The sequence below is a fragment of the Kosakonia sp. Marseille-Q7440 genome, from assembly GCF_965119485.1.
In genome coordinates this window covers 857140-871936 of the sequence record NZ_CBCPLT010000002.1, presented here as the reverse complement: position 1 = coordinate 871936, position 14797 = coordinate 857140, and the positions used below count along the sequence as shown (strand labels likewise).

The window sequence follows — 14797 nt, the reverse complement described above, 5'->3', positions numbered from 1 at the left end:
CCTATTTCGCTTTAATATTGAGGTTTTATATGTCCGAACCAGAAGACATGGAATATTTCGCTTTAACGTCGGCTCAGATGGGCATGTGGTTAGCGAATGAAGTCGCACTGAATCAAGCAAACAATAATATTAGTGAGTATTTAATTATTGATGGCACAATTGATCCATCACTATTTAAAGACGCTATAAAAACAATGATTGCTGAAACTGATGCCATACATGGCCGTTTTTTTCATGTAAATAACGTTGTCAGGCAATCATTGACGCCTGTTAATGATTATGAAACAGGCTTTTGTGATTTCAGTATGATGGATGACCCGTGGGCAACCGCCATTGAATATATGACGGCGCAGACAAACAGAGCATACTCGCTCTCCGAAAAGTATCTGTTTACCTTTTACCTGATTAAGATCGCCGAAAACAAACATCTCTATTATCAGTGCAGCCATCACATTATTTCCGATGGTTTTGGTGCCGCGATGCTGCTCAGCCGCACCATCGAGATCTACAACTGTTTAATCGCCGGCGAGCCGGTCTCCCCCTCCCCTTTAGGCAGCTTTAAAACATTGATGGCAGATGATATTGAGTATCGCCACTCAAAGCGTTTTGCGCGCGACAGGGAATACTGGGTATCGCGCTTTAGCGATCTGCCAGAACCGGTGAGCCTCGCCGGGCGCGCCGCTCCCTGCAACCAGCTTATTCGCCAGCGCATCTCGCTGGAAAAACCTTTCCACGACGCCATTATGCAGCGGGCCAGCGACTCCGGCTTTACGCTGCCACAGCTGCTCACCGCCCTGAGCGCGATCTACCTCTACCGCATTAGCGGTAATGAAGATTTAGTGATTGGCTTTCCGATGGCGGCACGCGTTGGACGAGTACAGCGCAGCATTCCTGGCTTAATGTCGAATATTATGCCGCTGCGCTTAAACTTATCACCGGCGCTTACCCTCAACGACGTGATGGCGCAGGCGATGAAAGAGATGATCTCCTCGTTGCGCCATCAGCAATACCGCCATGAAGATCTGCTCCGCGAGCTTAACGTCACGCGCCCGCTGTTCAACACGGCAATTAACGTTGAACTCTTCGGCGAAAACCTGGCGCTGACAGGGGCGAAAACCTTATCTGTTAATCTCTCCAACGGCCCGGTGGAAGACTTAAGCATCTTCTTCTTTGGCTATGGCAATGAACGCACAATGGTGCTTGGCTTCGATGCCAACAGCGCGCTCTATAGCGAACAGGAGCTGCTTGCCCATTATGAAAGAATGACGGCGCTATTCAGTGAACTGATTGCTAACCCTGAGATGGCGATCGGCGTTCCCGCTTTACTGAGCGCCAGTGAGTGCCAGCAGATTGCCCTGCTGAATGATAAAACCGCCGCGCCGACGCCCTCCCTTACGCTGGCGGAGTGCTTTGAAAAGCAGGTTCACCTCACACCCGATGCCCCAGCCATCTTTTACGAGGAGAGCGTGCTGAGCTATGCCCAGCTAAATAGTCTGGTCAACCAGATGAGCCACTATCTGCGTCAGCAGGGGGTACGGCCGGGCGACATTGTCGGGCTGCTGCTGCCGCGCACGGATAATTTGGTGATCGCCATGCTGGCGATTATGAAAGCCGGTGCGGTCTATATGCCACTCGATCCCGATCACCCCGGCGAGCGGATAAAACATATTCTCGCCACCGCCGCGCCGACCTGCCTGTTAACCACCTCCAAAACGTCTGCGCTGGTTGCTCAATTCCCGCAATATCAAATAGATGATAACGACATTATTGCCGGTATTATTTCGCAGCCAGAAACAGACCCTGTCGTATCGCCCGCCCAGCGGCAGCAGGCGGCGTATGTGCTCTTCACCTCCGGCTCGACCGGTGCGCCGAAAGGGGTGCTGATCCCCCATCACGCTTTGACCAATTTTATGGTGGCGATGCAGGAGCATGTTCAGCTCTCGGCGGAACATCGTTTAATGGCCGTCACCACGGTCGGGTTTGATATTGCCGCGCTGGAGCTTTTCCTGCCGCTGCTCAACGGTGCAGCGGTGGTGATTGCTTCTCGCGAAGCAGCGCGTGACCCGCACTTGCTAGCAAACGAGATTAATCGCTGGAACATCACCCACCTGCAAGGCACGCCAGCCTTATGGCAGGGCTTAGTCAGCTATCAACCGCAGGCGCTGGCAGGGCTCACCGCGCTGGTGGGCGGCGACGCGCTGGCGGCCAATCTGGCCGAACAGATGGTGGCGCTGGCATCGAGAGTGATTCAGGTTTACGGGCCGACGGAGACGACGATCTGGTCAACCCTGCGCGAGCTGACCACCGATCGCGTGGCTCCTTCGATCATTGGTCTGCCGATCAACAACACCCAGGTTTATATCCTCGACAGCGCGCTGCAACCGGTGCCGGTGGGCCAGCCAGGCGAGCTCTATATCGCTGGCGACGGCCTGGCGTTTGGCTACCTGAAACGCGCCGATCTCACCAGCGAGCGCTTTGTCGCTAACCCGTTTGGCCCTGAGGGTTCGCGCATGTACCGCACCGGGGATATCGCCTTCTGGGAGCACGATATGCAGATCGGCTTCCTCGGGCGCGCGGATAACCAGGTGAAGATCCGCGGCTACCGCATTGAGCTTGGCGATATCGAAAATGCGCTGCTTGGATCAAAGGCGATCAAGCAGGCGCTGGTGCTCGCGCATGATGAAAAAGCCTCCGGGCAAAAACGGCTGGTGGCCTACGTGGTGCCGCACGACGGCGCGCACTGTTCGCCGGAAACGCTGCGCGCCGACTTAGGCAAACAACTGCCGGATTATATGGTGCCGTCAGTGATGATGGTGCTGGAACAGTTCCCCCTCACGGCGAATGGCAAAATTGACCGCCGCGCGCTGCCCGTTCCGGCCTTCACCGCGCCCGCCCGCGTGCTCCCTTCCACGCCGCAGCAGGAAAAACTATGTCAGCTCTTTGCCGAATGCCTGGACAGCGCGTTACCGGGAATCGATGACAACTTCTTCAGCCTTGGCGGCCATTCACTGCTGGCGCTGAAACTACTGAGCCGCATCCGCGAAGAGTTCAACAGTGAGATCTCGCTGAAGGCGATCTTCGATGCGCCCACCGTCGCGGAGCTGAGCGTGCTAATTGAGGCCGGACGCGGCGCTACCGTGCGCCCTGCGCTGGTGGCACAACCGCGCCCCGCCATTCTGCCGATGTCGTTTGCCCAGCAGCGTCTGTGGCTACAGGAGCAGATCGCGCCGGGCAGCGCTTACAATATGCCGCTCGCCATCAGGCTTAACGGCAAACTGGATGCCGCAATGCTGACCCAGGCGCTGGCGGATGTTATCGCCCGCCATGAAAGCCTGCGTACGCGCTTAACCCAGCAGGACGATACCCCTTGCCAGCAGGTGCTGACGCCGGAAGAGGCGGCATTTACCCTGCAACAACAGACCATTGCGCCAGACGATCTGACCGCCCAACTGATGCAACATAGCGCGCATGTTTTCGCCCTCGATCGCGAACTGCCGATCAAAGGGTGGCTCTATCAGCTAGCACCCGAGCAGCATGTTCTGCTGCTGGTGATCCACCACACCGCAGGCGATGGTGGCTCCCTCTTCCCGCTGTTGCAGGATCTGAGCCTCTGCTGGCATGCACGCCAGGCAGGCCACGCTCCCGATCTTGCGCCGCTTGCCGTGCAGTATGCAGATTACGCCCTCTGGCAACGCGCGCTGCTTAGTGAAGAGCAGGATGAGAATGCCCTCTTCGCCCGGCAGATGGCCTACTGGCGCAATCAACTGCAGGGGCTGGCGGAAGAGATCACGCTGGCAGGCGATCGCCCGCGTCCGGCGCGCGCCACCTCTGCGGGCGATCGCGTCGCCTTTACGCTGCCGGATGGGGTGTTTACCAGGCTTGCGGCGTTGAGCGCGCAAACGGGAGCCAGCCTGTTTATGCTGCTGCACGCAGGCCTGGTAGCATTGCTGCACCGCATGGGCGCGGGCGACGACATTGCGATCGGTACGCCGATCTATGGCCGTACCGATATCGCACAGCTGCCGATGATTGGTTACTTTGCGAATACTGCGGTGCTGCGCACCCAGGCGTCCGGCAACCCGGAATTACGTACGCTTATTGAGCTGGCGCGCAGCGCAGTGCTGGAAGCCAATGAGCACCAGGATGTTCCTTTCGAACGCCTTGTCGAAGCCCTGGCACCAGACCGCTCGCTGGCAAAACATCCGCTGTTCCAGGTGATGCTGGCAGTCGATACGCCGTGGCCGCAGGCCGTCAGCTTCGAAGGGTTACAGCTTGAACAGCTGGAGCTGCCCACCAGCAGCGCGAAATTTGATCTGCTGTTTAATTTCAACATTGATGAGCAGCACGGGCGCGTAAGCGGGTATATCGAATACGCCACCGATCTCTATAACGCGCGCACCATCGAGGGCGTTGCCGAACGTTTAGTCCACGTGATTGAGACACTGGTGAGCGCGCCGACTACCCGTGTAGGCGAGCTGGCGCTGTTAACTTCTTCCCAGCGCGAAACGCTGCTTAGCGACTGGAATAACACCCGTGTCGCGCTGCCTGAAGTGCGTTTAGCCGCGCTGTTTGAACAGCAGGTGCTGCGCACGCCGGACGCCATTGCCGTTAAGCAAGGCAGCAAAACGGTGACCTACAGCCAGCTAAACCAGGCGGCGAATCGTCTGGCGCACCGGCTGATCGCGCGAAACGGCGGGAAAACCTTCTGCGCCGGGCTGCTGATGCAGCACTCCATTGATGAAGTGATTGCCACGCTTGCGGTGATCAAAGCGGGCGGTGCTTACCTGCCGCTGCGCCCGCGCGATCCCCTTGAGCGCCAGCAGATGATGCTGGATGACGCAGGTTCCACACTGCTTATCGCCGACGCGGGGCTGCCACTCCCGGATGCCGCGCATATCATTCACCTGGCTGACGAGACGCAGCTGGCAGGAACAGAGGCCAACCCTGAATTGGCGGGTGCGGCGCAGAGCCTCGCTTACATCATGTACACCTCCGGCTCGACCGGTAAACCAAAAGGAATTGCCGTCAACCAGCAGAGCGTGGCGGCCCTTGCCCTCGACCGCCGCTGGTCACCGGAGGATCACAAGCGCGTATTGCTGCACTCCCCGTCAGCCTTTGATGCCTCCACTTATGAACTGTGGGTGCCGCTGCTGTGCGGCGGTCAGCTGATTGTCGCTCCGGCCGGTGAGCTGGATATCGATGCGCTGGCGCAGATCGTCATGACGGAAAACGTGACCGCGCTGTGGCTTACCGCCGGTCTGTTCCGCCTGATGGCCGAGGAGCATGCCAGCGCCCTGAAAGCGGTGCGCCTGCTGATTGCCGGGGGCGATGTGCTGCCGGTGGCGGCGATCAGGAAGGTCATGACGCACTGCCCTGAACTGAAGATGATGAATGGCTACGGCCCGACGGAAACCACGACTTTTGCCACCACGCACCTGATGCCGGGCATCCCGACGGAGATGACGGTGCCCATCGGCGCGCCCATCGATAACATGCAGGCCTACGTGCTGGATGGTTATCTCAATCCGGTGCCGGTCGGCGTTCCCGGCGAGTTGTATATCGCCGGTCTCGGCCTGGCGCGCGGGTATCAGAACCAGCCGGTGCTCACGGCAACGCACTTTGTCGCCAATCCGTTTGCGCAGCCCGGCGAGCGCATGTACCGCTCCGGGGACTGGGCGCGCTGGCGTGAAGATGGCGTGCTCGAATACCTCAGCCGCGGCGATCAGCAGGTGAAAATTCGCGGCTTCCGTATTGAGCTGGCGGAAGTGGAAACCGCGCTGCAACAGCAGCCTGCCGTGGCGCAGGCGCTGGCCTGCATCGTCGAGCCAAACGCAGGCAATAAGCAGATTGTCGCGTATGTTATCCCGCGCAAAGAGGTGGACTTCGATGCGGAACCACTGCGCACGGCGCTAAGCGCGCAGTTGCCGGACTTTATGGTGCCAGCGATGATTATCACGCTGGAGACCTTCCCGCTAAACGCCAACGGTAAAGTGGATATGCGCGCCCTGCCCGCGCCGCTCTTTACCGCCGCGCAGCGTCGCAGCGCGCGCAATGAGCGCGAGAGCACGCTCTGCGCACTCTTCGCCGGGGTGCTCGGCCTGGACGATATCGGCATTGACGACAACTTCTTTGCCCTCGGCGGCCACTCGCTGCTGGCTTCGCGTCTGGTCAGCAAGGTGCGCCGCGAAATGCGAGTTGATCCTGCGATCCGCGATCTCTTTGAAGCGCCGACGGTGGCACAGTTTGCCGAGCGTTTACGCACCGCCGCGCCTTCGCGTTTGCTGCTACAGGCGCGTGAAAAGCCGGCCCATCTGCCGCTTTCCGCCGCGCAGCGTCGGCTATGGATGATCGATCGTATCGAGGGGCAAACCGCCACCTACAATATGCCGCTGACGCTGGAGCTCACGGGCGCGGTAAACGTCGCGGCGCTGGCTGCGGCATTGAACGATGTGAAGCTGCGCCATGAAACGCTGCGCACACGCTTTTTGCAGCAGCCCGACGGCAGCGTTTATCAATACGTTACCGGGGACGAGGAGGCAGCCTGCACCCTGATTACCGAACACGTTGCGTCTGACGATCTGCAAAGCCGGATGCTGAGCGCCGCGCAATATACCTTCGATTTAGCCGGGGAAGATCCCTGCCGCGCGTGGCTCTTTACCGTCAATGAAGAGCGCCATCTGCTGCTGTTTTTAATGCACCATATCGCCAGTGATGGCAGTTCGCTCTCTCCGCTACTCCAGGATCTGGCTGCGGCCTATAACGCCCGCGCGCAGGGCGAGGCTCCGGCCTTTGCGCCGCTTGCGGTGAACTATGGCGATTATGCGCTCTGGCAGAACGACTGGCTGGGCGAACTCAACGCCGACGACACTCTGGCGGGCCGCCAGCTCGCCTGGTGGCGCAACACGCTCGCCGATCTTCCCGACGAGCTGAAGCTGCCCCTCGACCGTCCGCGCCCGGCGCGCGCAAGTTACAGAGGCAAGCAGTGTCGCTTTATCATCGATGAAGCGCTGCACGCACGCCTGCTGGAGGTGGCAAAAGCGCACAATGCCAGCCTGTTTATGGTGTTGCAGGCAGCGCTGGCCGTGCTGCTGCACCGCATGGGCGCAGGTGACGACATTCCCGTCGGTACCGCCATTGCCGGGCGCAGCGATGAGGCGCTTGAACCGCTGGTCGGCTTCTTTATCAACACGCTGGTGATGCGCACGACAATTGATGACAACCTCACCTTCAGCGCCCTGCTGGAGAGGGTTCGCGACTATGCGCTGCAAGCCTACGAGCACCAGGATCTCCCCTTTGATAACCTGGTCGAAGCGCTAAACCCTGAGCGTTCACTGGCGCGCCATCCCCTCTTCCAGGTAATGCTGGTACTGCAAAATATGGCCTACAGCGAGGCGCGCTTTGACCATCTGCAAACCAACGTTGCCACACCGCTGCTGCCGGTGGCGAAATTCGATCTGACCTTTAATATCGAAGAGACACCCACGGCGCTTAACGGCATTCTCGAATACTCCACCGATCTGTTTGACGATGCCACCGCCGAAGCGCTGGCCGAGCGTTTCGTGCTGGTACTGAACGCCGTGATGGCCGAGCCGCAACGGCGCGTTGGCAGCGTTCCGCTGCTGCTGGCGGAGGAGTGCCAGGCCGCCGTGCCGGCTTGCACCGCTTTTAACCAGTGGGCTAACGCCACGCTGCACGAGGTTTTCGAACAGCGCGTGCGTGAAACTCCGCAGGCGACGGCGCTGAGCCTCGGCGATGAGACGATGAGCTACGGCGAGCTGAACCAGCGCGCCAACCAGCTGGCACGCTATCTGGTAAGCCGCGGTATCGGCACGGAAGATAGCGTCGCGCTGGCGCTGCCGCGCACCATGGAGACGCTGGTGGCGCTGCTCGCCATCGTTAAAGCGGGCGCAGCCTACCTGCCGCTGGATGTGCATAACCCGGCGGATCGTCTGGCCTACATTGTTGATGACGCCAGACCGGCGTTGATTATCACCCTCGCGGAGTATGCCGGTACGCTAAGCAGCACGCTGCCCGAACTGCTGCTCGATACGCCGCAGTGCCAGCAGCAGCTTGCAGGGCTGAGCGCCGACGATCTCAGTGACGACGAGCGCCTGCGCCCCGTCACGCCGGATAACCTGGCGTACATCATCTACACCTCCGGCTCCACCGGTAAACCGAAAGGGGTGATGATCCACCACAGCAATGTGCTGCGCCTCTTTGCCGCCACAGAGGGCTGGTTTAACTTTGCCCGCACCGACATCTGGACGCTGTTCCACTCCTGCTCCTTCGACTTCTCCGTCTGGGAGATCTGGGGCCCGCTGCTTTATGGCGGCGAGCTGGTGGTGGTGCCATTTATCGTCAGCCGCGATCCGCAGGCCTTTTTACAACTGCTGAGCGACAAACGGGTCACCATCCTCAACCAGACGCCATCCGCCTTCTATCAGTTGATTGAAGCGGAAAACGCGGTTGCGCCAGCAAGCTGTCCATTAACGCTGCGCAAAGTGGTGTTTGGCGGTGAAGCGCTCGATCTGAGCCAGCTTGAGCGCTGGTATCAGCGCCATGATGACGCTGCGCCGGAGCTGATCAACATGTACGGCATCACCGAAACCACCGTCCATGTGAGCTATCAGCCGCTGACGGCGGAGGGGGCGCGCAACGCCTCCGGTAGCCTGATTGGCGTGGCGATCCCCGATCTGCATATCCATCTGTTAGACGATGCGCTGCAACCTGTTCCGGTGGGCGTGGAGGGCGAGATGTATATCAGCGGCGCAGGCCTGGCACGCGGCTACCTGAACCGCGTGGTGCTAAGCAGCGAACGCTTTGTTGCCGACCCGTATGGCGAACCCGGTGCGCGCATGTATCGCTCCGGCGATGTGGCGATCCGCACCCGCAAAGGCGAGCTGAACTACTTAGGTCGCGCCGATCAGCAGGTGAAACTGCGCGGGTTCCGCATCGAGCTGGGCGAGATTGCCGCCGCGCTGGCGAGCTATCCGCATGTGACCCAGGCCGAGGTGATCCTGCAAAACGATAACCCCGGCAACCCGCAGCTGGTGGCCTATATCCTCAGTGACGGTAATAGCCCTGTCGACATGGCGGCGCTGCGCCATCATGCGGCGGATAAACTGCCGGAATATATGGTGCCTGCCGCCATTGTGCAGATGGAGAAATTCCCGCTGACCATCAATGGCAAGCTGGATAAGCGCGCATTACCGAAACCGCAAATTATGCAGAGTCCGACCCGTCGCCAGCCGCGTAACGCGCAGGAGGAGATGTTAGCGCGCCTGTTCGCGGAGGTGTTGCAGCTGGAAGCGCCGGGCATTGATGACAACTTCTTTATGCTCGGCGGCCATTCGCTGTTAGCGATGCGCCTGATAAGCCGCATCAGCAGCGAGCTGGGCAAAAATGTGCCCATCCGCACGCTGTTTGACTACCCCACCGTGGCACAGCTCGCCAGCCAGCTGGCGCAGGCGGAGATCGCCCCGAAAGTGGCGCTGACCCCGCAGCAGGGCGGCGAGTATTTACCGCTCTCCTTTGCCCAGCAGCGCATGTGGCTGTTGAAGAACCTCGACGATAACCACGCGGCCTATAACATGCCGCTCGCCGTGCGCTTCAGCGGGCCGCTGAATGAAGAGGCGCTGGGCCAGGCGCTGCGTGATGTGGTGGCGCGCCATGAGGTGTTGCGTACCCTCTATCCGCTCCATCAGGAGCAGCCTTACCAGCATATTCTCGCCGCTGATTCGGTCGAAATGACGCTGGCATTGAAGTCGGTGACTGAAGAAGCGCTCGCCAGCGCGCTGGATGAGGCATCAATCTATGCCTTTGACCTGGCGCGGGAAATTCCGCTGCGCTGTACGCTGTTCCGTTTGCCGCAGATGCATGAACAGGTGTTGCTGATTGTCATTCACCATATCGCCTGCGATGGCGGCTCGCTGGCACCGCTGTTCCACGATATCTCCTGCGCTTACAACGCGCGCTGCCAGCAGCAGGTGCCGACGTGGGCACCGCTTGCGGTGCAGTATGCCGACTATGCGCTGTGGCAGCGCAACCTGCTCGGCGAAATCGAGGAGAACACGCCGCTCTGCGCGCAGCAGATCGCCTTCTGGCGCAGCGCGCTGGCGGACGCGCCTGAAGAGATGCTGCTGCCCGTCGACCGTCCGCACCCGGCGTCACCGAGCTATGTGGGCGAGCGGGTCCATTTCCATATCGACGAGGCGCTCTATCAGCGGATTAAAACCCTGACGCAACAGGAAGGGGTAACGCCCTTTATGCTGCTGCAAGCAACCGCCGCTATCCTCTTTAGCCGCATGGGCGCAGGCGACGATATTACGCTTGGTACCGCCGCAGCGGGACGCTCGGATGAAGCCATCGGCGATCTGGTGGGCTTTTTCGTCAATACGCTGGTGCTGCGCGTCGATCTGGCAGAAAACCCCAGCTTCCGCGCAGCCCTTGCCAGCGTTCGCGACTATATGCTCTCTGCCTACGTCAACCAGGATGTACCGTTCGACTGGGTGGTCAAGGCGTTGAATCCTGGGCGCTCCTCTGCCAGACATCCCCTCTTCCAGGTGATGATGGTGCTGCAAAACAACGCCAATACGCCGCCGCAGCTGATGGGTGTGCAGGCAGCCCACCAGCCGGTCGGTCTGGTGACAACCAAGTTTGATCTGCTGTTTAACTTTGATGAGATTAGCGGCGAAAATGGCGAAGTCTGCGCGCTTGATGCGCAAATTGACTTCCCTGTGGAGCTGTTTGATCGCTCAACCGTCACCGCGCTGGCCGGTTACTTTGTGCAGCTATTGCAGGCGGCGGTCGACGCGCCGGATAGGCCAGTGAAAAACCTGCCGTTACTGAGTAGCGAACAGCGCGACGCGCTTATTCATGTCGGCAATGACACCTTTGTGGATCTGCCGCCGACAACGTTAGCGCAGAAGTTTGCCTGCCAGGTGGCGAAAACGCCGCACCACATCGCCATCAGCTGTGGCGACGAGCAGCTTACCTACCGGGAGCTGGATGCGCGCGCCAATGCTTTAGCCCATAGCCTGCAACAGCATGGGGTGAAAGCGGAACAGGGCGTGGCGTTACTGCTGGAGCGCTCCCTCTCGCTGGTGATTGGCGTGCTCGCCGTGGTGAAAGCGGGCGGCTTCTATGTGCCGCTGCGCACCAGCGATCCGTTTGAGCGCTGGCAGCATATTACCCATACGCTGGATGTGCGCATCGCGGTTGTGGATGAGCAGCACAGCGCGACGCCGCTGCCGGAGGGCATTACGGTGCTGACGGTCAACAATGCGCATACGCAGGAAGAAGCGCCGACCATCGCGACGCCGCTTAATCCTGACCATATCGCTTATGTGATGTTTACCTCCGGCTCCACCGGTCAACCGAAAGGGATTGCCATTACCCAGGATAACGTCGTTGCGCTGGCGCGCGATCGCCGCTGGCAGGGGGAGCATCATCAGCGCATCCTGCTGCACTCTCCGTATGCCTTTGATGCCTCAACCTATGAGATCTGGGCGGCGCTGCTTAACGGCCACCAGGCGGTGATTGTGCCGGGAGAAGCGCTGGATCTGCCGCTGATCACCTCGACGATTACCGATCGCAACGTGACGGCGCTGTTTTTAACCTCCGGGCTGTTCCGCCTGATTGCCGAAGAGGCGTGGCAGTGCCTGGCGGGGGTCAGCAAGGTCTATACCGGCGGCGAGAAGATCTCCGCAAGCGCAGTACAGTCAGTGCGCGAGCACTTGCCGGATCTTGAGCTGATGAACATCTATGGCCCGACAGAGGCGACGACCTACACCACGGATTACCCGATTACGCAGGCGGATGCGCCCTATGTGGATGTGCCGATCGGCTATGCGTTGGATAACACCCGCTTATATGTGCTGGATGAGTACTTACAACCACAGCCGGAGGGCGTTGCAGGCGAGCTTTACATCGCCGGGCGCGGGCTGGCGCGCGGCTATGTGAACCATCCGGGCCTCAGCGCGGCGCACTTTGTCGCCGATCCTTATGGGCCTGCGGGAAGCCGTATGTACCGCACCGGAGATAGGGTCAAACGCCGCCGCGATGGCGCAATCAGCTTTGTCAGCCGCGGCGATCAGCAGGTGAAAATTCGCGGCTTCAGGATCGAGCCGGGTGAAATCGAGATCGTGCTGAAGCAGCATGACGCCGTGCAGCAGGTGGCGGTTATTCCGCTTGAAGATGCGGCGGGCCATAAACAGCTGGTCGCCTATGTGGTGGCAAGCGAGCCGCAAGAGACGCTACCTGAGGCTCTGCAACAGTTTGCCCGTGAACGTCTGCCGGACTTTATGGTGCCTGCGGCGGTCGTGCTGCTGGAGGCGCTGCCGCTCAATGCCAACGGTAAACTGGCGATTAAGTCGCTGCCGAAGCCGGATTTCAGCACCCAGGCCGGTCGGCAACCGCAAAGCAAGCGGGAGATCTGGCTGGCGGAGAAATTCAGTACGCTGCTCAAGGTTGAGAACGTCAGCATCGACAGCAGCTTCTTCGCCATGGGCGGCCACTCCCTGCTGGCGGCGCGCCTGATTACGCAGATTGACCGCGAACTGCAAGTGAAGCTGACCATCCGCGATCTGTTTGAATCGCCGACGGTTGCAATGCTGGCGCAGCGGCTGGAGAGCAACCGCTACAGCAGCATGCTGGATGTGATGCTGCCGCTGCAACCGCTGGGCGATAAAGCCGCGCTGTTCTGTCTCCCTCCCGGCGGCGGCCTGAGCTGGTCCTACTCCGGGCTTATTGGCTACCTCGGCGATCGGCAGCCGATCTACGGTCTGCAAGCGAGCAGGATCAGCACCGGCGAACCCGCGGCCTCGGTAGAGGTACTGGCGAAAACCTATCTGGCGGAGATCTACAAAGTCCAGCCAGAAGGCCCTTATGCTCTCCTCGGCTGGTCTTTTGGCTGCCATCTGGCCCATGAGGTCGCCACGCTGTTACAAAAAGAGGGGCATGAGGTCAGCACGCTGGTGCTGGTGGATGGCTATCCGCTCGGGGAGCGTTATCTCGAGACGATAATGAGCGACGAAGAGGGGCTGAAAGTGCTGTTCGAAGCGCTGGTTGGTGGCGTTCCGGATGACCAGGCATTGTTCTCCGTTGAGGGGCTAAAGCGTAAGTTGCAGGCGATGGAACACCCTCTCGCGGACGTGGAGCCGGTGATTTTCGAACGCATCTTTGCCGAGCTTCGTGATGCGCCGCTGCTGCTGGCCGCCTCGACGCCAGCGTGCTATCGCGGTGATATGCTCTTCTTCAAAGCAACGCAGCGCAATGCGGATGACGAGGATTTCGATCCTCTGCTCTGGGCAAACCATGTTGATGGCAATATCATCGTCCACCCTGTGCCGAGCACCCATAATGGTATGTTCAGCCCGGAGGCGTTGAAAACCATCGGCCCGGTGATTCAGCGCTGGCTTGAGAGCCACTGAGCGGATCGATCGTTATGTTGATAAAACCGCCGTCATGGCGGTTTTTTTTACCTGTTGATAGTGAGCGACATGTTAACTCCATTGACCCATCACGCACTGCCGCCTTTTATCCCTCATCTTGAGATGGGCACGATAGCGGCCATTCCGGGGCTCGCCTACTGCCAGCTCTGTTTTGATCGCCACGCCTGGCAGGACGAGCTATTTACCCACTACGCGATCCCGTTTCCCCCGCGCCTGCATGCGGCGGGCGTAAAGCGCCGGGCGGAGTATCTGGCGGCGCGCTACGGTGCAAAGCTGCTGCTTGCGCACCACGGCTGCGACGCCAGCGTTGGCTCGGCGGCGGATCGTGCGCCCATCTGGCCTGCGGGCTGGTGCGGCAGCCTTTCCCATACCCATGACCGGGCGATAGCCATTATTGCGCCCAGCGGCGCAGGCCTGACGCCGGGCGTGGATATTGAAATGCTGGCACCCGAAGCCATGCGCGAAACCGCTGATATGTTCACCTCAGCGCAGGAGCAAGCGCTGCTCGCGGGCTGCCCGCTTCCTTATGAGAGTGCGCTCCTGATCGCTTTCTCCGCCAAAGAGAGCCTGTTTAAAGCCCTCTACCCCGAAGTGCGCCGTTTTTTTGACTTTGATGCCGCACGGGTATGTGAGATTGATACAACGACGCAGCGCATCACCCTTGAACTGACGCAAACCCTGACGGTGGAGAGAAAGACGGGGAGTCGGCTGACGAGTTACTACTCCCTCGCAGAGGATCATCTCATTACGCTTATTGCCTGAGGGATCAGCAGCGATAACCATGATTTTGCCAGCATGCTGTTTAATCACGTGAGGCTGGCAATAACCTTTTTTCATACCACGCCTTGCCTCTCTTATTTCTTCTTTTTTAACTTCTATTAATTCACGGCAATTACATATCAACTAACAAAATAATATTCACCAGCAACTTCAAACACCCCACCATTTATAATTTCGCATAGATAAAAATATTTTTATGCCGTTATTTCGAGCGTTCAAATTCTTAAAAACGCAAAAGCAAAACCATCTCGATTGCTTTAAAAGAGAGTTTTCTATAGAAAAAAAAGCCTCTCCCTATAAAAAGGAAAAATAGATGAGCAATCCCTTCGAAAATGAGAACCTTATATTCATCGTGTTAGTGAACCAGGAAAACCAACACTCATTATGGCCCGAGTTTATTCCGGTCCCGGATGGCTGGGAGCCAGTATTTGGGCCAGCAAGCCGGGCTGAGTGCCTGCGCTATATTGAGGAGAACTGGCAGGACATTAAGCCAAAAAGCCTGCAAAACATGTAGTTGCGCCAATTACTCTTACCCCCCTGCCGCTTTCTAATATTGAGGTTCTGCT

3 protein-coding genes are annotated in these 14797 nt (G+C 59.1%); all 3 read left to right on the top strand.

Features of this window, described 5'->3' with window-relative positions; all coding sequences use genetic code 11:
* Positions 1-29: 29 nt before the first annotated feature.
* The 3 genes from ACWPW2_RS17945 to ACWPW2_RS17935 all read left to right on the top strand — a co-directional run bounded on the left by ACWPW2_RS17945 (position 30) and on the right by ACWPW2_RS17935 (position 14745).
* A complete protein-coding gene (locus ACWPW2_RS17945; protein WP_454124490.1) occupies positions 30-13430 on the top strand; it encodes an amino acid adenylation domain-containing protein in 13401 nt (4466 codons plus the stop codon).
* A 69-nt stretch (positions 13431-13499) separates the two neighbouring features.
* On the top strand, positions 13500-14213 hold the full coding sequence (locus ACWPW2_RS17940; RefSeq protein ID WP_454124488.1) for a 4'-phosphopantetheinyl transferase family protein: 714 nt from the start codon (positions 13500-13502) through the stop codon (positions 14211-14213).
* 331 nt (positions 14214-14544) lie between these two features.
* A complete protein-coding gene (locus tag ACWPW2_RS17935) occupies positions 14545-14745 on the top strand; it encodes an MbtH family protein (protein ID WP_454124486.1) in 201 nt (66 codons plus the stop codon).
* Positions 14746-14797: the final 52 nt, after the last annotated feature.

Excerpts from the sequence above, each read along its gene's own strand:
- ACWPW2_RS17945 (WP_454124490.1), top strand. The coding sequence starts at position 30 with ATGTCCGAACCAGAAGACATGGAATATTTCGCTTTAACGTCGGCTCAG.
- ACWPW2_RS17940 (WP_454124488.1), top strand. The coding sequence starts at position 13,500 with ATGTTAACTCCATTGACCCATCACGCACTGCCGCCTTTTATCCCTCAT.
- ACWPW2_RS17935 (WP_454124486.1), top strand. The coding sequence starts at position 14,545 with ATGAGCAATCCCTTCGAAAATGAGAACCTTATATTCATCGTGTTAGTG.